This is a genomic window from Dactylosporangium roseum, assembly GCF_025264685.1.
In the GTDB taxonomy this organism is placed as follows: Bacteria; Actinomycetota; Actinomycetes; order Mycobacteriales; family Micromonosporaceae; genus Dactylosporangium; species Dactylosporangium roseum.
On the sequence record NZ_CP073721.1, the window covers coordinates 491233 to 512235 of the forward strand.

General features: G+C 71.6%; 16 protein-coding genes and 1 pseudogene. 7 read left to right on the forward strand and 10 right to left on the reverse strand.

Going from position 1 to position 21003, the window contains the following annotated elements; all coding sequences use genetic code 11:
• Positions 1–38 precede the first annotated feature (38 nt).
• Positions 39–896, reverse strand: a complete 858-nt coding sequence (locus tag Drose_RS02175; RefSeq protein WP_260726501.1) for a SigB/SigF/SigG family RNA polymerase sigma factor — start codon at positions 894–896, stop codon at positions 39–41.
• 539 nt (positions 897–1435) lie between these two features.
• On the opposite strand from Drose_RS02175, the gene Drose_RS02180 reads away from it, so the two are divergent.
• Positions 1436–1639, forward strand: a complete 204-nt coding sequence (locus tag Drose_RS02180; RefSeq protein ID WP_190251213.1) for a cold-shock protein — start codon at positions 1436–1438, stop codon at positions 1637–1639.
• Between the two features lie 102 nt (positions 1640–1741).
• Here the strand turns inward: Drose_RS02180 and Drose_RS02185 are convergent, their stop codons facing one another.
• The 4 genes from Drose_RS02185 to Drose_RS02200 all read right to left on the reverse strand — a co-directional run bounded on the left by Drose_RS02185 (position 1742) and on the right by Drose_RS02200 (position 3150).
• The gene (locus tag Drose_RS02185; protein WP_260726502.1) at positions 1742–2020 is read right to left on the reverse strand and encodes a hypothetical protein; all 279 of its coding nucleotides are present in this window, start codon (positions 2018–2020) and stop codon (positions 1742–1744) included.
• 66 nt (positions 2021–2086) lie between these two features.
• Positions 2087–2419, reverse strand: coding sequence for an STAS domain-containing protein (locus Drose_RS02190; protein WP_260726503.1), 333 nt, complete (start codon positions 2417–2419; stop codon positions 2087–2089).
• Positions 2420–2480: 61 nt separating this feature from the next.
• On the reverse strand, positions 2481–2849 hold the full coding sequence (locus Drose_RS02195; protein ID WP_260726504.1) for an ATP-binding protein: 369 nt from the start codon (positions 2847–2849) through the stop codon (positions 2481–2483).
• Between the two features lie 37 nt (positions 2850–2886).
• Positions 2887–3150 carry a hypothetical protein gene (locus Drose_RS02200; protein ID WP_260726505.1) on the reverse strand — a complete coding sequence of 88 codons (264 nt, stop codon included), beginning with the start codon at positions 3148–3150 and terminating at the stop codon, positions 2887–2889.
• Between the two features lie 391 nt (positions 3151–3541).
• On the opposite strand from Drose_RS02200, the pseudogene rho reads away from it, so the two are divergent.
• A pseudogene (gene rho, locus Drose_RS02205) lies at positions 3542–4705 on the forward strand (transcription termination factor Rho); the annotation flags it as partial.
• Here rho and Drose_RS02210 read toward each other — a convergent pair.
• Entirely contained in the window at positions 4696–5577 is an 882-nt protein-coding gene (locus tag Drose_RS02210; RefSeq protein WP_260726506.1) for a DUF2207 domain-containing protein, read from the reverse strand. The pseudogene rho and the gene Drose_RS02210 sit on opposite strands and share 10 nt — an antisense overlap.
• A 245-nt stretch (positions 5578–5822) precedes the next feature.
• Between Drose_RS02210 and Drose_RS02215 the strand changes: the two genes are divergently transcribed.
• A complete protein-coding gene (locus Drose_RS02215) occupies positions 5823–6443 on the forward strand; it encodes a class I SAM-dependent methyltransferase (RefSeq protein ID WP_390891307.1) in 621 nt (206 codons plus the stop codon).
• A gap of 105 nt (positions 6444–6548) precedes the next feature.
• Here the strand turns inward: Drose_RS02215 and Drose_RS02220 are convergent, their stop codons facing one another.
• Positions 6549–8894: a Tex family protein gene (locus Drose_RS02220; RefSeq protein ID WP_260726508.1), complete on the reverse strand. Its 2346-nt coding sequence runs from the start codon at positions 8892–8894 to the stop codon at positions 6549–6551.
• 106 nt (positions 8895–9000) lie between these two features.
• Here Drose_RS02220 and Drose_RS02225 point away from each other — a divergent pair, with 106 nt between their 5' ends.
• A complete protein-coding gene (locus tag Drose_RS02225; protein ID WP_260726509.1) occupies positions 9001–9930 on the forward strand; it encodes a hypothetical protein in 930 nt (309 codons plus the stop codon).
• A complete protein-coding gene (locus Drose_RS02230; RefSeq protein WP_260726510.1) occupies positions 9927–11627 on the forward strand; it encodes a M16 family metallopeptidase in 1701 nt (566 codons plus the stop codon). The genes Drose_RS02225 and Drose_RS02230 overlap by 4 nt, the downstream gene beginning before the upstream one ends.
• A gap of 22 nt (positions 11628–11649) precedes the next feature.
• Here Drose_RS02230 and Drose_RS02235 read toward each other — a convergent pair whose 3' ends face one another.
• On the reverse strand, positions 11650–12861 hold the full coding sequence (locus tag Drose_RS02235; RefSeq protein ID WP_260726511.1) for an MFS transporter: 1212 nt from the start codon (positions 12859–12861) through the stop codon (positions 11650–11652).
• A gap of 84 nt (positions 12862–12945) precedes the next feature.
• Between Drose_RS02235 and Drose_RS02240 the strand changes: the two genes are divergently transcribed.
• The gene (locus Drose_RS02240) at positions 12946–13884 is read left to right on the forward strand and encodes a TIGR03557 family F420-dependent LLM class oxidoreductase (RefSeq protein ID WP_260726512.1); all 939 of its coding nucleotides are present in this window, start codon (positions 12946–12948) and stop codon (positions 13882–13884) included.
• Between the two features lie 105 nt (positions 13885–13989).
• Here Drose_RS02240 and Drose_RS02245 read toward each other — a convergent pair whose 3' ends face one another.
• Positions 13990–17865 carry a wHTH domain-containing protein gene (locus tag Drose_RS02245; RefSeq protein WP_260726513.1) on the reverse strand — a complete coding sequence of 1292 codons (3876 nt, stop codon included), beginning with the start codon at positions 17863–17865 and terminating at the stop codon, positions 13990–13992.
• 185 nt (positions 17866–18050) lie between these two features.
• Here Drose_RS02245 and Drose_RS02250 point away from each other — a divergent pair, with 185 nt between their 5' ends.
• Complete coding sequence (locus Drose_RS02250) at positions 18051–19538, forward strand: RICIN domain-containing protein (RefSeq protein WP_260726514.1); 1488 nt, start codon at positions 18051–18053, stop codon at positions 19536–19538.
• Positions 19539–19731: 193 nt separating this feature from the next.
• Here the strand turns inward: Drose_RS02250 and Drose_RS02255 are convergent, their stop codons facing one another.
• Positions 19732–20754: a DMT family transporter gene (locus Drose_RS02255; protein ID WP_260726515.1), complete on the reverse strand. Its 1023-nt coding sequence runs from the start codon at positions 20752–20754 to the stop codon at positions 19732–19734.
• Between the last annotated feature and the right edge of the window lie 249 nt (positions 20755–21003).

The following is a 21003-nucleotide window of genomic DNA, read 5'->3' on the forward strand; positions in this document are numbered from 1 at the left end:
AGGCCGACTCGGCTCGCACGCGACGGACACCAAAGGGGTCAGTCGGTCACGGCGGTCAGCTCCGAGCGCAGGGTGCGCAGGGCGCCGGCCAGGAGGCGGGAGACGTGCATCTGTGAGATGCCGAGCTCGGCCGCGATCTGGGACTGGGTCAGGTTGCCGTGGAAGCGCATCGCGATGATCTTCTGCTCGCGCTCGGGGAGCTTGGCCAGCAGCGGCCGCAGCGCCTCGCGGTTCTCGACGTTGCGCATGTCGGGGTCCTCGCCGCCGAGCAGGTCGCCGAGGCCGGCCGCGCCGGCGTCACCGGCGTCGCCGACCGGCGCGTCGAGCGACAGCGCCCGGTACGCCTGGCCGCAGTCCAGGCCCTCGATGATCTCCTCTTCGCTCACGTTCAGGCGGGTGGCGAGGTCGGTGACGGTCGGGGAGCGGCCGAGGTCCTGGGCGAGGTCGCCGGAGACCTTGCTGATCTCCAGGCGCAGTTCCTGGAGGCGGCGGGGGACGCGGACGTCCCAGCCCTTGTCGCGGAAGTGTCGTTTGAGCTCGCCGACGATCATCGGGATCGCGTAGCTGGTGAACGCGGCGCCGCGCGTCGGGTCGTAGCCGTCGACGGACTTGATCAGGCCGAGGTTGGCGACCTGGACGAGGTCGTCGAACTGTTCGCCGCGGTTGCGGAAGCGCCGGGCGAGGTATTCGGCCAGCGGGATGTACAGCTCGATCAGCCGGGCCCGGACGCGGTCGCGGTCGGGCCCGCCGGGAAGGTCGGCCATCAAGGACAGCAGCGCCTTGGCCTGCGCGTCGGTGGCGCGCGTGGGGTTCGAGGCCGTGCCGTTCTCGGCGGCGCCGGTGGGCGCGGCGGAGGCGAGAGCGCGGTCGATGGCGTGGTCGACGGAGATGGTCACAGGAACAGACCCCTTCTGGTGCGGGTGACCGGACGCGGTGACGGCGCAGACGTCCGCTGCGCGGGGATGGGAAGACGTCACCGGCCAGCTCTCGGGAGCCGCTGGAGGGCCCACTGGGCTGGCGCCGGTCGGGAATCGCTCTCGGCGCCCGTTTCTTGAGCGCCGGCGCAAGACCTGCGAGGCTCACCGGGGCGATCCGCCGCTGCTGGACGGGACCCCAGGTCCGTGGGCCGCTGATTTAGGCCGTTCGGACGAGGTGAACGGAGCCGAGCGTACTAGACATCTCGCCAGAACGCGAGGCGAGCGCTCCCATTGGGTTTGAAGCCGGTCGTTATATCACTGACTGTTCAGTACGGCAATACGCTGAGTGTTCACAAGGCTTGCTTATGCATTTCAGTTTGGTAGTCGATCAGGTCCGTATCCCGATACCGGGGCTGCGTTTTCGCAGTGCGCAGGCTACCGTCTCCACCGTGGCGTGCGCCTGTTTCAACATTGACTCGTGAGGTGCGGGTCGGGGCGTCGTCGCTAAGGAGTTACACGTGGCATCAGGCACGGTGAAGTGGTTCAACTCGGAGAAGGGCTACGGCTTCATCTCTCAGGACAACGGCGGCCCCGACGTGTTCGCGCACTACTCGGCGATCCAGGCCACCGGCTACCGTGAGCTGACCGAGGGTCAGAAGGTCGAGTTCGAGATCACGCAGGGCCAGAAGGGGCCGCAGGCCGACAATATCCGCGCGGTCTGACACACCCCTGAGTCGTAGGCCGAGACCCGCTTCACGGCCGAAGGAGTAGCAAGCCCCCGCACGAGGCGTCTCGCGCGGGGGCTTTGCAGTGTTCGGGCAGGCTCAGGTGAGGGCAGCCCGCGATTCGACGAAAACCTCCGGGGTGCACGACTCGGCGTACGCATGACGGATCATGCGCAGCGCCCAGCCCATACGGGTGGTCGCCGTCTCCGGATGATCGCCGAACTCGGTGGCCATGCGGGCCGTGCAGCCCTGCACGCCGATCATGCGGAGCGTACAGGTGACAGCCGCGCGGACGTCCGCGTCAGCCGGGTTCTGGGACATCTGCAACGTGGAGGCGAAGAGCGCTTCGGCGCGAACCGCTGCAAACGTTGACTCCATCGTGTACCTCCTGCTTGCAACTCCCTGCTTGGGGCACGGTGGCGCCGGATCCGGGCGCCGAAGTGATCACTGCTCGACTGCCAGTTGCCGGTCGGGCAGCCCGAACACCTCCAGCAATCCGGTCAGTTGGAGGAGCCGGTGTACCGCAGGGCTGGTCCCGGTGATGCGCAGTCCTCCCTCGACGTCGGAGTTCGCGGCGACGAGCACCTGGATGCCCGTCGAATCCATGAAGGGGACCCCGGACAAGTCGAGATCCACCCGTGGGGGTGCGTACCGGCGGATGGCGTCGCGCAGGACCTTGATCAGCTCGGGGGCGCTGGTCACGTCCAACTCGCCGGTGGCGGTCACGGTGAGCGTGCCGTCCGCGGCGGGCGTGGCGAGTGCGGCGAAGGCGGTCATGGCCGCTCCCCACGCCGGGATGTCGCGGCGGTTCGGGCGCCGCGGTGCCGATTCGCGCTCTTCATAGCTTCTTCGTCACCTTTACGAGCAGGTCGTCGTGGTCGACGTCCACCGAGTCCGCCAACGTTTTGACGATCCGGAGGGAATGCCCGGAGGAGGTCAAGGCGTTGACTACATCGGAGGCTTGGTCGCCGGGGTTCGTGACCTCAATCACACACTGTGTTTCATTCACTGTGGCCCGCACCTGAAACGCGACGCCGACGCGTACGTGAGCGATCACGTTGGCCCACGTCTCGCTGATGATCAGGCCGATGTCCGCTCTGGGCTGTTCGGCGACGCCGAGACCCGCGAGGGCACCATCCAGCACATGCCGGAGCGTGCTCATACGATCGAGGTCACGCGGCAGGTCGACGGTCAGGCGAAGGTCCACACCTGATCTGTTACCGCAGCGGCCGAACGGGAAACACTCAGCCGGCGTATGCGAACTCACGGGAGGCGAGATCCTGGTAGGCGGAGCGCACCATGCCGAGCGCCCAGGCCATGCGGTTGGCGGCCGTCTCCGGGTGCTCACCGAACTCGCCGGCGACCCGGGCGGCACAGCCGTTCACACCGAAACGGCGCAGCGTCGCGGTCACCGCGGCGCGCACCTCCAACGGCGAAGGCTCCTGCGAGCCCTGGAGCGGGGAGGCGAACAGCGCCTCGGCCCGGATTACGTCGAACGTGGTGCCCATGTCAACCCCCCGGTTGGTGTGCTCCTTGACACCCACAAGAAAACCGGTGGCGCGGTGCGGCCCGGGACTCCGGACGGTTGCCGGACGGTAGCGCCCGACCGCCGCGCCGCGCGCGACACGGAGGTGGTAGGACTTGCCCCCGACCTCGGCACGGGTTACCGTCGAGCCAGTCCCGCGGATGTCGGCAATCTCGCCGCCCGGGGACGGCCTTCGTCACCGCGTGTCACGCTCTCGCACGAAGCCAGCGGCCACCGCACATGCAGCGCCCACTGTCCGCCCGGTCACACGCGGATCCGATCCACAGTTTCTTCCGGCCGCACAGTCCCTTAGGAGGACGCCCATGGCCCCAACCGACGTGTTGGAACGCAATACCCCCAAACAAACCCCACCCGGCAAGACCCGCCGGACGCGGTCGGCACAACGCAGCCGCGACCGCAGCCGCCCGGGCAACCAGCCTCAGCCGCCCACCTCGGGCGAGGCGCGTGACGTCGCCGGCATCGTCGACGTCGTCCGCGACAAGTTGGTGCTCCGGGTCGAGAGCTACCTTCCCGGGCCAGACGACGTCTCGATCCCGGCCGCCATGGTCCGCAAGTATGGGCTGCGGCACGGCGACGCCGTCACCGGCAGTGCCAACGGCGCCACGCTCACCAGGCTCGACACCGTCCACGGCGGTGACCCGGAGTGGGCCCGCAACCGGCCGGAGTTCAGCAAGCTGACCGCGCTGTTCCCGCAGGAGCGCCTGCGCCTGGAAACCGGGCCGCGGCAGCTCACCACCCGCCTCATCGACCTGGTCATGCCGATCGGCAAGGGCCAGCGGGCACTCATCGTGTCGCCGCCGAAGGCGGGCAAGACCATGGTGCTCCAGGCGGTCGCCAACGCCATCGCCACCAACAACCCGGAATGCCACCTCATGGTGCTGCTCGTCGACGAGCGACCCGAGGAGGTCACCGAGATGCAGCGGTCGGTGCAGGGTGAGGTCATCGCCTCGACCTTCGACCGGCCGGCCAACGAGCACACCGGCGTCGCGGAGCTCGCCGTCGAGCGGGCCAAGCGCCTTGTGGAGTTGGGCCACGACGTGGTCCTGCTGCTCGACTCGATCACCCGGCTCGGCCGGGCGTACAACAACTCGGCGCCCGCCTCCGGCCGCATCCTGACCGGCGGTATCGACGCCAACGCGCTCTACCCGCCCAAGCGCCTGCTCGGCGCGGCACGCAACATCGAGAACGGCGGCTCGCTGACGATCATCGCCTCCGCGCTCGTGGAGACCGGCTCGACCGGTGACACCGTGATCTTCGAGGAGTTCAAGGGCACCGGCAACGCCGAGCTCAAGCTCGACCGCAAGCTCGCCGACAAGCGGGTCTTCCCCGCCATCGACATCGACGGCTCCAGCACCCGCCGTGACGACGTCATCCTCCACCCGGACGAGCTGCTGGCAGTACAGCGCCTGCGGAAGGCCCTCAACGGTCAGGCGTCGACCGAGCAACTCCTCGACCGGCTGGCCAAGACCCAGTCGAACGCGGAATTTCTCACCCTGCTGCTGCGCGGTCAGGCCTGACGGCCCCGGAGGCGGGCCTGCGGCGTGAGACGGACCAGCGCTTCGTCCGTCGACAGCACACCGAGCGCCGACGCGAACGCCATGTCGCGACCCCACGACGCGACGTCGGCCGGCGCCAGGTCGGCCACACCGTCGACCGCCACCAGGTGTGCGCGATAGGCCAGCCAGCCCTCCGTCGCGGCCAGCCCCGCCGGTGTCGTCTGGTCGCTCCAGCCGAAGTCGACCACGAGGTACAGCAGGATGAAGACCCCGATGGCGGCGAGCGTGGCGCCGCTGATCTGGTCGGCCAGGTTGGCGCCGAGCTCCGCGGCCACCCAGAACCAGGTGACCCACATGAGCACGGCCGGCACGACGGCACCCAGCAGCAAGGAGCGCGAGGTCTTCCGCGACAGCCGGCGCACGGACAGGCCGCGGTTGCGGGCCTCCTCGATGACGGTGCGGTAGAAGGCACCGCGCCACCGGCGAGCCTCCGACCAGCTACCGAACGCCAGGCTGCGCAACGACGCCTCGCCGTTGGTGGACAGCCGGTGCACACGGTCGAGGATCTGCTGCTCATACAGCGTGAGGCTGCGCCCGTCCCCCTTGCGCAGCCGCACGGCCGTCTCGGCGGGGTCCTCACCCGGCTGGCGCAGCTCGAGGAACCCCCGGGCGGCCAGGTCGAGCAGCGTGCTGTCGATGGCGTCCTCGTCGGCGCGCCAGCGGTTCACCATCAGGCTGACCACCGCCGGCGGCTCGTCGCCCGGCGGCTCGGCGCGGGTCGCGCCCGGCTCGGGCAGCCGGGAACGGGAGCGCCACAGGGCGACAACCGCGAACACGACCCACACGACCAGCGTCAAGGGCACGCTGAACTGGAGCAACGGAGGCCAGTCCACGGGGCGGTCCTTCCCAGGGGGCTTCGGAAAGTTCGGCAACCACCCTACTGGCCCGAGCTCAGAAACCGGCGACCGCCACTTTGTCCGTCAGGTGCCCATCTTGCACCATTCCGTGGGCTTGACGCAGGTGCTCGGTGTCGATCGGTCCCAGCCGGGTCGTCGTCGTGGGCTCCGCGTGAAGGTCGCGCGGCCGGAGCGCGGCGGAGGTCGCGTGGCCGGTCGGGAGCGGAGCGGAGGGGCCGGACATGGTGGGTTCAGTGCGGAGGTCGCGTGGCCGGAGCGGAGGTCACGTGACCGTGCCGTTGCTGCCGGAGCTCACCCTGGAGCTTGCGGCCGAGGATGTGGGCCTGTTCGACGCGACCGGTGGGTACCGCAGCGACACCCCGCCGCCGTTCTGGACCTTCGCCTGGCCGGGCGGGGTGGCGCTGGCGCGGTTCCTGCTCGACCATCCGGCGCACGTCGCCGGCCGCTCGGTCGCCGACCTGGGCGCCGGCTCGGGGCTCGTGGCGATCGCGGCGGCGCGGGCCGGTGCGGCGTCGGTGACCGCCGTGGACACCGATCCGGCCGCCCTGGCGGCGGTGTGGCGCAACGCCGCGCTGAACGGCGTGACGGTCGTGACGTCGCCGACCCCCGTGCCGGCCGACGTGCTGCTGGCCGGCGACGTGTTCTACAGCGGCGAGGTGGCCCGCCGCCTGCTGCCGCTGCTGCGCGCCCACAGCGGGACGGTGCTGGTCGGCGATCCCGGCCGCGGCTACTTCCCGGAGCGCCTGTTCGAGGAGTTGGCCGCCTACACCGTGCCGGTGCGCCGCACCCTGGAGGACACCGAGACGATGCGGGTCCGGATCTGGCGCCTCAAGCCGCGTTGATCATGCAGTTGTGGTGCCTGACAAACCCGGACATCCTGGGAGTGTCGCGGCACCACAACTGCATGATCAACGCGGAGAAAGAGGGGGAGGGGGAGGGGGAGGGGGTTACTTCAGGCCGTCCAGGCCCTTGTCCAGGCCGGCCCGGCGTAGCGCGTCGGCCAGTGCGCCGCCCTGGAACGAGTCCCGCTGCGGGCGGCCGCCCCGGCCGCCGCCCCGCGAGCTGCTCTGGGCGCGGGGCGAGCCGCCCTTGCCGCGGGGGCCGGGCTCGCGCTGGGCCGGGGTCGCCTCGTCCTCCAGGCGCAGGGTCAGCGAGATGCGCTTGCGCGGGATGTCGACGTCGAGGACCTTCACCCGCACGATGTCACCCGGCTTCACGACCTCGCGCGGGTCCTTGACGAACGTGCGGGACAGCGCCGAGACGTGGACCAGGCCGTCCTGGTGGACGCCGACGTCGACGAACGCGCCAAAGGCGGCCACGTTGGTCACCACGCCCTCCAGGAGCATGCCCGGCTGGAGGTCGGAGATCTTCTCGACGCCGTCGGCGAAGGCCGCGGTCTTGAACGCCGGGCGCGGGTCGCGGCCCGGCTTCTCCAGCTCCTTGAGGATGTCGGTCACCGTCGGCAGGCCGAACGTGTCGTCGACGAAGTCGGCCGGCTTCAGCTTGGCCAGCACCCGGTTGTTGCCGATCAGCGACTTCACGTCGCTGTCGGTCGCGGCCAGGATGCGGCGGACGACCGGATAGGACTCGGGGTGGACCGAGGACGCGTCGAGCGGGTCGTCGCCGTCGGGGATGCGCAGGAAGCCCGCGCACTGCTCGAACGCTTTCGGGCCGAGCCGCGCCACGTCCTTGAGTGCCTTGCGGTTGCGGAACGGGCCGTGCGCGTCGCGGTGCGCCACGATCGCGTCGGCGAGGCTGCCGCCGATGCCCGACACCCGGGTCAACAGCGGCGCGGAGGCGGTGTTGACGTCGACGCCGACGCCGTTGACACAGTCCTCGACGACGGCGTCGAGCGAGCGGCTGAGCTTCGACTCCGACAGGTCGTGCTGGTACTGCCCGACACCGATGGACTTCGGGTCGATCTTGACCAGCTCGGCGAGCGGGTCCTGGAGGCGGCGGGCGATCGACACCGCGCCCCGCAGCGACACGTCGAGGCCCGGCAGTTCCTGCGAGGCGTAGGCGGAGGCGGAGTACACCGACGCGCCGGCCTCCGACACCATCACCTTGGTCACCTTGAGCTGCGGGAACTGCTTGAGCAGGTCGCCGGCGAGCTTGTCGGTCTCGCGGGAGGCGGTGCCGTTGCCGATGGCGATCAGCTCGACGTCGTGCTTCTGGCACAGGGCGGCGAGGATCGCGACCGACTCGTTCCACTTGTTCTGCGGCACGTGCGGATAGATCGTGTGCGTGTCGACGACCTTGCCGGTGGCGTCGACGACCGCGACCTTGACCCCGGTGCGGAAGCCCGGGTCCAGCCCCATCGTGGCGCGGGTGCCGGCCGGCGCGGCCAGCAGCAGGTCACGCAGGTTGGCGGCGAACACCCGTACCGCCTCCTCCTCGGCCGCCTGCCAGAGCCGCATCCGCAGGTCGATGCCCAGGTGGACCAGGATGCGGGTGCGCCAGGCCCAGCGGACGGTGTCGTTCAGCCACTTGTCGGCGGGGCGCCCCTCGTCGCGGATGCCGTAGCGGGCGGCGATCGTCGGCTCGAAGAGCGAGACGTCCTCGTCGGCGGCCAGTGGGTCGAGCACCAGGTCGAGCATCTCCTCCTTCTCCCCGCGGAACATCGCGAGGATCCGGTGCGAGGGCAGCTTGGTGAACGGTTCACTGAAGTCGAAGTAGTCGGAGAACTTGGCGCCGTCGGCCTCCTTGCCGTTACGGACCTTCGACACCAGGCGGCCCTGCGCCCACATCTTCTCCCGCAGTTCGCCGATCAGGTCCGCGTCCTCGGCGAAGCGCTCGACCAGGATCGCCCGGGCGCCGTCGAGCGCGGCGGCGGCGTCGGCCACTCCCTTGTCCGGATCGACGAACACGGCCGCGGCGGCCTGCGGGTCGGCGCCCGGGTCGGCGAGCAGCCCGTCGGCGAGCGGCTCCAGCCCCGCCTCCCGGGCGATCTGCGCCTTGGTGCGCCGCTTGGGCTTGTACGGCAGGTAGATGTCCTCCAGCCGGGCCTTCGAGTCGGCCGCCATGATCTGTGCCTCGAGCGCCTCGTCGAGCTTGCCCTGGCCACGGATCGACTCGAGGATCGCGGCCCGGCGCTCTTCCATCTCCCGCAGGTACCGCAGCCGCTCCTCCAGCGTGCGGAGCTGGGCGTCGTCGAGCATTTCGGTCGCCTCTTTGCGGTACCGCGCGATGAAGGGCACCGTCGCGCCGCCGTCGAGCAGGTCGACCGCCGCGGCCACCTGCCGCTCCTTGACGCCGAGCTCTTCTGCGATCCGCTGGTGAATGGAGGTCGTCACGAGAAGGCATTCTGCCCCACCAGGTGCCGTACACCTCACGTGCCACAGGTCAGCTACCGAAAACGGGGACACCGAGCCGATGCCGTTTCGCCTATGCTCTCGCGTCGTGATCGACTTCGACCCCGCTGCGCCCTTCCCGGAACTGCGGCAGTTGTGGCAGGCGGTCCAGGAGCGGAACTGGCCGGCAGTGGCGGCGTTCTTCGATGGCCTGACTGATCCCGACGACCAGACCTACGCCACCACGCTCATCGCCGAAATCGCCGGAAGCGAGCATTTTTTGTGGTCGGTCGTCGAATCCGGCGGCGGCACGCTGGCGCGGACCCTGCTCGCCGCGCGGCTCATCGTGGCCGGCTGGGAGATCCGCACCGCGGCCCGGGCCCAGCACGTCAGCCGTGAGCAGTTCGCCGCCTTCCACGACCACCTGCGCCGGGCCGAGCGGATCCTGATCGACGTCACCGCGCTCGAGCCGGCGAACGTGCCGGCCTGGGTCGCCAGGCTGAAGACCAACCGGGGCCTCCAGTTGGGCCTGGCAGAGGCGCGCCGCCGCTACGACCGGCTCAGCCGTCACGTGCCACACGTCTACGCCGCACAGGGCTCGCTCGTGCAGCAGTTCTGTCAGAAGTGGGGCGGGTCGGACGAGCAGGCACACCGGTTCGGCGTGGAGTGCATGCGCGGCGGCCCGGAGGGGTCGCTCGCGTCGCTGGCGCTCGTCGAGGCGCACATCGAAATCGGCATGGACTGGGACGACGACCGGAAGCTCGTCGCTCACCTGCGGCAGGCCGACGTGCGCGCGGAGCTGCACGAGGCGGCCGATCGGTCGGTCCGGCACCCGGCGTTTCGCCGCGGCGGCTATCACGCGATCACCGCGCACAACCTGTTCGCGCTGGTGTTCAGCAAGATGGGCGACTTCCGGGCGGCCGCCGACCACTTTCAGTTCGTCGGCGACCACGGCACCGGCTTCTGGGGCTACTTCGGCGACGAAAAGGTCGTGTTCTCGGCCATGCGGTCCAAGACGTTGAAGGCGGTACGGGCGTGACCCTGCGGCAACTGGAGGTCGACGGCGTCCCGGCGCTGCTCGTCCCGCACGACGGCCCGATGATCGCGGGGCTGACGTTCCGGGTCGGCCAGGTCGACGAGACGCTGTCATCCCGCGGCATCACCCACCTGCTCGAACACCTGGTCCTGCACGGCCGTGGGCTCACCGACTACCACTACAACGGTTCCACCGGCGCGATCGCCACCAGCTTCACGACGCAGGGCGGCGAGGACGACATCGTCGCCTTCCTCGACGGCGTCTGTGCGGCACTGCATGACCCGCCGCTCGACCGGCTGGAGACCGAACGGTCGATCTTGCGGGCGGAGGCGAACGGCCGCAGTTCCGGCGTCAACGAGATGCTACCCCTGTGGCGCTACGGCGCACGCGACTACGGCCTGGTCAGCTACGGCGAGCTGGGCCTGCCCCGGCTCACGCCCGACGACGTGCGCCGGTGGGCCGAGACCTGGTTCACCCGGCAGAACGCCGTGCTGTGGGTGGCCGGCAACCGGCTTCCCGAAGGGCTGCGGCTGCCGTTGCGCAACGGCGTGCGCCGGCCGGTGCCCGCACCGTCCTCAGCGCTGCCGGCCACGCCCGCGTACTTCCTGGGCGACGAGGGGGCGGTCGTCTTCGACGGCATCATGCGCCGCAGCGTGACCGGCGGTGTGCTGGCCGGGATCGTGGAGCGCGAGCTGTTCCGCAGCCTACGCCAGGAGGACGGCAACTCGTACACGGCCAGCGCCTTCTACGACTCGCGTGGCGACGGGTTCGCCACGGTGACGGCGTTCGCCGATGTCGCGCCGGGCAAGCCGGACGCCGTGCTCGGCGGCTTCATCGACGTGCTGGCCAGGCTCAAGGTCGGCCGCATCGAGCAGGCGGATCTCGACGCCGTACGGGCCAAGGGGGAGGACGCGCTCGACGGCGTGACCGTCGCGGTCGGCATGCTGCCCGGCCACGCGCTCAACCTGCTCACCGGCCAGCCGGTGCTCAGCGCCGAGGAGATCCGGACCGAGCTGCGCGCGGTGACCCTCGCGGACGTGCACGCCGCGTTCCTGGAGGTGTACGGCACCGGCCTGCTCCAGGTGCCGGACGGGCACAGCGCCGACTGGGCCGGATACGTCGCCGCGCCGACCACGTCGGAGCGGGCCGTGGACGGCCGCAGGTTCGGCGATCTCGTCGTCGGCCCCGAAGGGGTCAGCCTGCGACACGGGGAGCGGTCGGCGACCGTGGTGTTCAAGGAGTGCGCGATCTGCCTCGCGTTCCCGGACGGCGGCCGCCAGCTCATCGGTCACGACAGCATCACCGTCCGCATCGAGCCGACGCTGCAATCCGTGCCGCCGGACGCCCTCCGGCAGATCGACGCGGCCCTGGCGCCGGTCACGGTGTGGCTGCCAGCCCGCGATCCGTCGGCGATTCCGCAGGCGGCCTCGCCGGCCGGCGCGTCGTCGGGCCAGGACAAGCCCACCACCGGCCGGGTCGTCGGGGCCACGGTCGCCTTCGTCCTGGCCGTGGTGGTGCTCTGCTGCGGCGGCGTGTGGACGTGGGTCGTCGCCGACAACAGCGACCCCGCGAACGACGTCGCGTTCGACGCCGTCAGCGGCACCATCAACGCCGTCCTCTACGCCGCCGGTCTGGTACTGCTCGGAGTCGGCGCCTGGTTGTTGCGAGGCCGTAGCCGAAAGGAGGTTTCCAGAACCTGATCATCGACCTCAGATGTCGCTCCTATCGCAACATGTTCGACGACGTCGCCTGAAGGCGGGGGAGCACCCGGCTGCGCAGGCGCACGACCAGCGCCACCCCGCCGACCGCCGCCGTCGCCAGGCCGCACACGACGACGGTCGCCGAAGCCCCGACGGCCTGCACGAGCGGCGCGCCGAGCAGCGTGCCCAGCGGGGTGGAGACCACCAGCACCGCACCGCGCGCGGCGAGCACCGGCGGCAGCCGCTCGGGCGGCACCGTGCGCTGGAACAGCGACATGCTCGTCGTGGGGTACGGCGCCCAGGCGAGGCCGGCGAGGGCGAGTGTCAGCATGTCCGCCCACGGCGGCAGCCCCAGCCCCAGCGGCGTGAGCAGCAGCCCGAAGCAGATCACCGCGCCGATCGTGGTCGGCCACAGCGGCAGCCGGCGCCGGTGCCCGGTCACGACCGCCCCGACGACCGCGCCGACACCGAACGATGTGTACAGCAGGCCGACCTCCTGCGCCGATCCGGCCAGCAGTGGTACCGCCACCGGGATCGGCCCGAAGAGCAGGAAGAACCAGAAGGACAGCACCAGCAGGCCGAGCAGTTGCCGGTCGCCCCGGATCACGGCGAAGCCCCCGCGGTCGATCGGCACGCTCGCCGGACGCGCCGCTGGCATCCGCAGGAACGCCACCGCCAGCACGGCGAACGTGATCGCGTCGAAGGCCAGGACCGCCGGCGCGTGGGCGAGCATGACCAGCAGGCCGGCCAACGCCGGCCCGGCCACGGTGGACGCCTCTTTGATCGCGGTGAGCAGCGCGGTCGCCGGCAGGTGCAGCTCACTCGGCAGCACCTGCGCCACGACCGTGTACCTCCCCGCTGTGCCCCACGTGCTGAGCAGCGCCGACAGCGCCAGCAGGGCCACGTATCCGCCGATCGACAGCATCCCGAACGCGGCGAGGACGGGGACCGCGCCGAGGAACGCGGCCCGCAGCAGCCCGTCGAGCGCGACCAGGTCGGCGCCGCGCCGTCCGTGCAGCAGCGGCGCGAGGACGACCGCGCCGACGGCGCCGGGCAGCGTGTAGGCGGCGATCGCGAGGCCCACCCACAGGGCGCGTGCGTGCGGCGGTGCGAGCTGCAACGCGAGCCACCCGACGGCGACCGCGCTCATGCCGTCGCCGAGCGCGGAGAGCGCCAGGCCGGGCAGCACCCGTCCGAAGACCGGGTGCCGAATCACCGTCCAATAGGGGGACATCGATTGATTCTCCCCTATGTGCTGGGCCTTCTCCAAGGACGCCTTACTCGGCGTAACCGGCGCCGCACGGGGTATCCGCAGGGCATGGTGAACTTCGGCTACACACTCATGTGCGAACAGAGCGGGCCCACCGAACTCGTCGACGACGCCGTCCGTGCGGAGGAGGCCGGTTACGACTTCGCGGCGATCTCCGATCACTTCTCTCCGTGGCTGGCCGAGCAGGGGCACTCACCGTTCGCCTGGTCGGTGCTCGGCGCCGCCGCCTACGCGACGCAGCATCTCGAACTGATGACGATGGTCACCTGCCCCACGCGGCGGTACCACCCGGCCGTCGTCGCGCAGCAGGCCGCGACGATCGGGGTCATGTCGCAGGGCCGGTTCACGCTCGGTGTCGGCGCGGGGGAGAACCTCAACGAGCACGTCGCGGGCGCCTGGCCGCACCGCACCCAGCGGCACGAGATGCTCGCCGAAGCGCTGGAGATCATCAACCCGCTGCTCGACGGCGAGACGGTCCGCCACTCCGGCACGTACTACGAGGTGCCCGAGGCGAAGCTCTGGGACCGGCCTGAGGAGGGGGTTCCGGTGGTCATGGCGGTGTCGGGTCACGACTCGCTCGAGGTGGCCGCGTCCCTGTCCGACGGCGTCGTGGCCGTCCAGCCGGACCGGTCGCTGCGCATCCCGGACAAGCCGTTCTACGGCCAGGTCGCGATGTGCTACGGCCCGGACGAGTCGGAGTGCCGCAAGCGCGCGCTCGACCAGTTCCGCTGGTTCGGCCTCCAGTGGCCGGTCATGGCGGAGCTGCCGGACCCGCGAGCCTTCGACGCCGCGTCGTCCTTCGTCACCGAGGACGACGTGGCGTCGGCGATCTCCTGCGGCCCGGACCTCGACCGGCACCTGCAAGCGATCCGCTCCTACGTCGACGCGGGATGCACCCACATCGCGCTGGTCCAGATCGGCGGCGACTTCCAGCACGACTTCCTGGACTGGTCCGAGTCAACGCTCCTCCCGGCCCTGCGCTCCTGACCCCGCACCCTCCTTCCGCGTTGATCTTGCAGTTGTGGTGCCTGACAAACCCGGGCATCGCGGGAGTGTCGCGGCACCACAACTGCAAGATCAACGCGAAAAGGGCTATACGCCGCCGGGGCGGAGGCGGGGGAGGCGGGAGTCGACGTCCGGCACCGAGTAGCCCAGCGCGCGCAGGCGGGCGCTGACGTCCTCGATCGGCTTGCGGGTCTTCTGGGCCGCGGCCAGCAGGTGGTTGAGCGGCACCGGTTGCGCCGCGTCCAGCCAGGGGCGCGAACCGTCCAGATCGGTGCTCGCCAGCAGCAGGTCGTTGGGCTTCACCGCGTCGACCGCGATGCTGCTCAGGTCGACGTCGACGTGGTAGCCGAGGGTTTCCAGCCGGGCCGCGATCTCATGCACCGGGCGGCGGACCCGCCGCGCCGCCTGGAGCAGGTGCGGCAGCGGCACCTGCTCGTCGAGGTCCAGCCACGGCTGCGAGCCGTCGAGGTCGCGGCTGGTGATCAGCAGATCGTCCGGCTCCACCTGGTCCAGCGACGGGCCGGCGCCGTGCAGGCTCACCGCATAGCCGAGGAACGTCAGCCGGGCCGCGATGTCGTGCACGCTGCGCCGGGTCCGTTGCGCCGCGCGCAGGATGCGGATCGTCGGCACCGGCTTCATCGGGTCGAGCCACGGGTCGGAGCCGTCGAGGTCCTCGCTGGTGATGGTGAGGTCGTCCGGCTCGAGATGGTCGATGAGGATGGCGTCGGGGTCGACGTCCACGCGGTAGCCGCAGGCCGCCAGCCGCGCCGCCACGTCGCCGACCTCCCGGCCGGTCGACTCGGCCGCGCGTAGCAGGTGGATCAGCGGCACCGGCCGGGACGAGTCGAGCCACGGCTGTGAGCCGTCGAGGTCGCGGCTGGCCAACTGGAGGTCCTCCGGCTCCAGCTTCACGACCTCGATCGCGTCGAGGTCGCCGCCGAGCGTGAACCCGAACGAGCGCAGCCGCGCCGCCACCTCCTGCACCGGACGTGCGACCCGCTCGGCCGCGCGCAGCACGTGCACCGGCGCGACCTCCTCGGACGGGTCCAGCCAGGGCGAGGCGCCGTCGAGGTCCCGCGAGATGAGCACGAGGTCGTCCGGCTCGGTGACCAGCGACTCCCAGCCGGCCTCCAGCGCGTATCCGAGCAGCGCCAGCCGCGCCGCGCTCTCCTGCGCCGGCAGGTTCACCTTGTGCGCCGCGCGGATGAGGTGCAGCCGCGTCACCGGCTCCCGCGGGTCGAGCCACGGGTGCGAGCCGTCGAGGTCGCGGCTGGCGATGGTGAGGTCCTTCGGCCCGAACTGCTCGATCGGCAGCACCTCGACGTCGACGTCCACGTCGAAGCCGAGCTGCCGCAGCCGCGTCACGACCTGGTCGACCGGCCGGCCCGACCGGTGCGCCGCGCGCAGCAGGTGCACGAGGTGTACGGGCTGATCCGGCTGCAACCACGGACGCGTGCCGTCGACGTCACGGCTGGTGAAGATCAGGTCGTCGGGGTCGACGCCCACGGACTCCGCGCCCACCGACGGCTCGAACCCGAGCGCGTCGAGCCGGGCGGCGACCTCGGACGCGCTGCGGCCGGTCTTGCGCGCGGCCCGTACCAGATGCACCAGCGGCACGATGTCGACCGGATCCAGCCAGGGGCCGGTCCCGTCGACGTCCACGCTGAGCAGCAGCGCGTCGGACGGGCGGGCCCGCAGCGCCCGCCTCCAGTCGGCGCCGGGCTTGAGCACCTTGCGGTAGCGCCCGCCGGCCGCCAGCGCCGTCAGGCGCCACTCGACCAGCTCGTCCGGGCCGCCGACCGGGCCGTCGTTGGCCACGAAGCACCCGGTCACCGCGGCGTCGACGGTCTCGCCGTCCATGTCCCACCGGCCGTGGCCGTGCTCGATCGCCTGCTCGAAGACGAGATCGGCGACCAGGGGCCGCGCCGGGGCGAGCCGGCACAGCCAGTCGTACCCGAGCAGCGTCGTCCCCGGCGCCGTCAACGCCGGGACCGCCTCCCACAACAGGCGGTCGACGTCATCCTCGCGGTACGCGAGGATCTTCGTCCGGTCGACGGAGAGCCGCGGAGCGAGGTCACGGTTGAGGTTGACCACGGCGCCGAAGATCTCCTTGCCGGCGTAGAGCCCGTCGGCGAGCAGCGCGCCGTTGCCCTTGCACCACCAGACCCGCGCGCCCTCGGCCGCCACGACCCCGGTGCCGACACCCTCCTCGTCGTCCTCGTCGTCGACCGCGTTCGCCGCCTCCGACAGCTCCCCGGGTGCCCAGTGCTGGCTCTGCACGCCGTCGGTCGCCTCGGTCGAGAACTCCGCCACCCACAACAGTTTGCGCAGTTCCTCGACCGAGGAGACGGTCACGCCCTCCCGCAGGTGCAGGCGGACCGTCGTGCCCGACTCGGTGCCGGGGCCGAGATCCTGGATGCGGAACAGGCTGCCCGGGCCCGCGATGGACACCCGCAGCCGGTCGCCGGCCTGGCCGTCGCGGCCCATCCGGCACGTCTCCACGGTCAGCTCGTCGGCCAGCATGAAGTAGCTCAGCACGCCGATGCCGAAGCGGCTGTTCGGGAACAACTGGACCGGCGGGTCGAGCCGGGCCCACTCGGCCTGCTCCTCCAGGAACTCCGGCAGGTCGGCGAGGCGCACGCCGGCCTGCGAGAAGACCTCACTGAGCTCGCGCACGCCCATGCCGATGCCGTTGTCGACGCAGTCGAGATACGGCCGGCCGTCAGCGTCCACCCCCTGCTCGAACCGGATCCTGCCGTCCCAGGGGAGCTTCCGGTCGTGGGCGCGGGTGAGGTACTCGGTCCGCGCCTCCCGGTAGCGGCAGGCGTCCAGCGCGTTCTGGTACAGCTCGCGGATCGCGAGCGCCGGGTCGCCGTAAAGCTGCTCGCCCATGAGCAGCTCCCGGACCCGGTCCTCGGCGAGCCGGAAGCGCACCCCGGCGGACTGGTACGCCGGGGCTCCGTCGACCTCGGCCGGGCCGACGTCGTCGGTCGCCGCGCGGTTGGGCAGGTGGCGCAGTGGCAGCAGCGACTCGTCACGGGCCGCGGCGCGCTGGGCCTCGGCGAGGAGCTGGTTGAGCGTGTCGATGTGTGTGCGCAGGGCCACCTCGATGGACGGATGCGGGCAGGCGGCGCCCAGGACCAGTGTCGCGCCCCGCGGCTCCCACCGGCCGCCGTGCACCGTGTCCAGCACCTGACGCGCGGTGACCGGATCGCCGATCCCGAGGTGCTCGCCGACGACCTCGGGAAGCACCGTCACCTCGACGGCGAGCCCGCGGGCGATGGTCAGCAGGAACGCCACCAGCCGCTCCCGGACGCCGTCGTGCTCGCTCACCAGGGCCTCGGGCCGGTCGTGGCGGTTGAGGAAGGCCGGATCGGCGCGGATCGCGCGGATGAACTCGGCCGTGCGTGCCTCGTTGTCACGGCCGGTCAACGCCTCGATGGTCGCCGCCCGGTAGGCCGCCGGCCGCCGGCCGATCCACCGGTGCAGCAGCCACCAGCCCAACTCGGCGGCCGTCTCCCGCCTGCCGGCCCGGGTCGCGACGAGCGCCCGGCGATACGGCTGGGCGTAGGTCTGCGCGAACCGCTCGAACGCCGCGCGGTCGCTCGTCGCGTCCTGTGACGGCTCCAGATCATCCGGCTGGACGCCGCGCTCGGCGGCCGCGATGCCGGCCCAGAGGGCGTCATGCAGCAGCGGCACGGTCACCAGCAGTTGTGCCTCCGCACCCGAGAACCGCACGTCGTCCGGCAACGCGTCGATCAGGTGCTCGACCTGGTGCGACATCCGTGCGGCGAAACCAGCGTCCTGCCATGGGTCGTCGCCCAGTCGCGCACTCGAAGCGTGTTTTGTCGCGGCGAGCCGTCCGGCGAGCGCTACCGCTCGGTCACGGTGCGCGTCCGTTTCCTCGACGCGCCTCCACACCGTGTGCTGCCCCGCGATCGTTGCCCAGTCCTCTGGCACCATGCGGAAAACTTACCGGCCGATGGCAACCGGATGCCCGCGATGACGCTGTAGGCGTGTTCGTGGCTCGTCCGGCCTTTGCGCCGGCCGATTGTGACGGGCATCGGACGGATGGCCGGTAGAGCTTCGTCGCTCACGCAAGCTACGGTGCACCGGGCGGAACTGGGCATCGGAAGGAGCAAGGCGGCATGACCGTCGCTGGAGACGGCAACGACGCGGGCGATCCGGACAAGCGAAAGCCTTCCGCGCGCCGTGACCGTCACCGTGTGTCGCCGGCCGCTTCCGGTTCGGCGGACATGACCGTCCTGCCGGAGCCCTTCAACCCGGCGAAGCCGACGTTCCCGACCGTGCCGCACCAGCGCCGCCGCAACGGGCCGACCGCGATGGCGACCGCCACGGTGCCGGCGGTCATGGAGCGGGACGCTGCGATGCCGGCCGATCCCGAGGGCGACCCGGATCCTGCGACCGTGGACACGCCGGCCGGGCAGGACCGGACGAGTGCCGCCGGCAACCTCGACATGGAGCCGACGGTGGGGGAGTTCGACGCCGCGTCGACGCAGGGGCTGGAGTTCGTCGTCAGCCTTCCGGGCGCACCGGCCGTCGAGGAGGAGCCGGCGGATCCGCCGACGCCTCCCGCGTCGTCCGACTCCGACGCTGCCGCACCTTCCGATTCGTCCGCTTCTTCGGCGCCGGCGGTGTCCGCTGAGGAGCCGGTAGCGCCGGTAGCGCCGGCGGCGTCCGCCGAGGAGCCGGCAGTGCCGGCAGTGCCGGCAGTGCCGGCAGTGCCGGCAGTGCCGGCCGGGCCGGCGGTCGGGGCGGCGCCGGTGCCCGCGATCACGGTGGAGCCGGACGACTCGCCGACGGTGGCCGACTACGTCCCGCCCGCCTTCGCGATCGTCACCGACGAGCCGCACGACGAAGACGGCTCCGACTACCGCGGCAGCCGGCGCAAGCTCGCCGCCTGGCGCCGCTTCCCGGTGGGCGCCGTCGTGGTCGCGGTGGTCATCCTGCTGATCACCGGCGCCGTGGTGGCCCAGCTCGTCCGCGGCGACAGCCCGGTGTCCCCGTCGAGCGAACGCATGCCGCAGAAGGTCCCCGAGGTCAACGGCCTGCCCGGTGCGCCGACCACCGCCACCGAGTCGCCGTCCCCATCGGCCTCGGCCTCGGCCGCGCCGAGCCAGTCGGCCAGCCCGTCGGCGAGCCGTTCACGCGCCACGACCTCGCCGAGCACGGCGGCGCCGGCGTCTTCGGCCGCCTCGCCGTCCCCGGGGCGGACGACCGGCGCACCACCGCCACCGGTGCCGACGAAGAGCGGCCAGGTCCGGGGTGTCGCGTCCCGCCTGTGCATGGAGTATCGCGCCGGTGAGCGCGATGTCGTGCTGGACACCTGCAACGGCCGAAACGACCAGCGCTGGACCGCCTACAGCGACGGCACGGTGCGGGCCGACGGCAAGTGCCTGGACGTGGTGAACGCGGGCACCGGCAACGGCAACCCGGTCCAGCGGTACGCCTGCAACGGCACCCCGGCCCAGCAGTGGGCGTTGCGCGACGACGGAAGCTGGTGGAACCCGCTCTCCGGCCGCTGCCTGAGTGCCAGGCCTGACGCGGACCCGGGCACCGGGCTGGTCATCTACACCTGCTTCGGCGTCGGCGAGCAGCGGTGGCAGATGGGCTGACCGGCCGGGAGGTCGGCCGGTCCGTCGCCCGATCCAGCTCAACCCGGCCGGGGAGGGGCGCGGCTTCTACTCGTCCGGGCGGTGCTCACGCCGGGCACGTGGACGGTGGCGGTCCCGGCGCCGTCGGCCGGCGTGGCCCGGGCCGAGTCCGTGGTGGAGGCGCGCGCCGCGCGGGCGCCTCCACGACCCGCGGTCATCGCCGCCGTGCGCCCTCCCGCCCCGAATCCTCGAACCTGTGGGCCTGCGGACCGGTCGCGGCCGCCGCGTTCGCGGTGACCGCGGTGGTCCGGCCGCGCCGGTCATCCGGACCGTCGGGGCCGTCGGGGCCCCTCTCGGCGGTGGCCAGCGCGGCCACCGCCGAGAGCAGGAGCAGCGCCCCGGTCGCGGACAGCGGGGTGAGCGGCTCGTGCAGCACCAGCACGCCGAGGGCGACCGCGGCGAGCGGCTCGACGAGGGCGACCACCGACGCGGTGGTCGCCCGCACGGCGGTCAGGCCGGTGAAGAACATCGCGTACGCCAGCGCGGTCGGCACGGCACCCAGGAACGCGAGCAGGCCGACCGTCCCGGCGAGCCCTTCCCGGGCCGGGACGGGCCCCTCCAGCAGCGCGAGCGGCAGGAGTGCGACGATGCCGACCGCGAACCCGCCGAGTGCGGAGTCGAACGCGTCGTCCTTCGTCGCCCGGTTGAGCAGCGTGACGGCGGCGTAGCCGGCCGCCGACAGCAGCGCGACCGCGATCCCGAGCAGCGGATGCCGGCCCGTGCCGCCGCCCTGGGTCACGAGCAGCACCAGGCCAACGAGTGAGACGCCGATCGTGGCGAGACCGGCCCGGCCGAGCCGCTCGCCGAGGAACAGCCGGGCGCCGATCGTGATCAGGATCGGCCCCGAGCCGAGGGTCACGACGGTGGCGACGGCGACCCCGGCGAGGTCGATCGCGACGTAGTAGGTGGTCTGGTACAGGGCCATGCCGAGCCCGTTGACGACCATCCACCGGCGGCCGGCCCGCCAGCCGCGCTCACCCTCGGGCTTGCGCAGGGGACGGAGGGCGGCCAGCAGGGCGAGGCCGCCGAGGTACCGCCAGAAGGTCACCGCGATCGGGCCCAGGTCGCTGTGCCGGTAGAGGATCGCGGCGACGAACCCCCCGACGCCCCATGAGGCGGCCGCGAACGCGATGAAGAACAGGCCCCGCCCGACGGGCAGGGCACGAGACTGTGCCATGTGAACGGATCTCCCGAGTGTTCGGTCGTGTTGAAGGACGCGAGCAACGCGGGCAGCCGTCACCGCCCCGGCGGGTCAGCCGGGGTGCGGCAGAGAGTGTCGCCTGCCCGCTAGCGAACGGGCGGCGACAACACGACGCGAAGGCACATGGCGGTCACGGTAGCGATCCTCCCGCCGGGGGACATCCGAATTACCAGCCCTGATCACGATGTGATGACAAACCGCCGGCTTCGGTGTGTCGACGGTGGC

Excerpts from the sequence above, each read along its gene's own strand:
- Drose_RS02235 (WP_260726511.1), bottom strand. The coding sequence starts at position 12,861 with ATGTCCCCCTATTGGACGGTGATTCGGCACCCGGTCTTCGGACGGGTG.
- Drose_RS02200 (WP_260726505.1), bottom strand. The coding sequence starts at position 3,150 with ATGGGCACCACGTTCGACGTAATCCGGGCCGAGGCGCTGTTCGCCTCC.
- Drose_RS02190 (WP_260726503.1), bottom strand. The coding sequence starts at position 2,419 with ATGACCGCCTTCGCCGCACTCGCCACGCCCGCCGCGGACGGCACGCTC.
- Drose_RS02255 (WP_260726515.1), bottom strand. The coding sequence starts at position 20,754 with ATGGCACAGTCTCGTGCCCTGCCCGTCGGGCGGGGCCTGTTCTTCATC.
- Drose_RS02240 (WP_260726512.1), top strand. The coding sequence starts at position 12,946 with ATGGTGAACTTCGGCTACACACTCATGTGCGAACAGAGCGGGCCCACC.
- Drose_RS02245 (WP_260726513.1), bottom strand. The coding sequence starts at position 17,865 with ATGGTGCCAGAGGACTGGGCAACGATCGCGGGGCAGCACACGGTGTGG.
- Drose_RS02250 (WP_260726514.1), top strand. The coding sequence starts at position 18,051 with ATGACCGTCGCTGGAGACGGCAACGACGCGGGCGATCCGGACAAGCGA.
- Drose_RS02215 (WP_390891307.1), top strand. The coding sequence starts at position 5,823 with ATGGTGGGTTCAGTGCGGAGGTCGCGTGGCCGGAGCGGAGGTCACGTG.
- Drose_RS02185 (WP_260726502.1), bottom strand. The coding sequence starts at position 2,020 with ATGGAGTCAACGTTTGCAGCGGTTCGCGCCGAAGCGCTCTTCGCCTCC.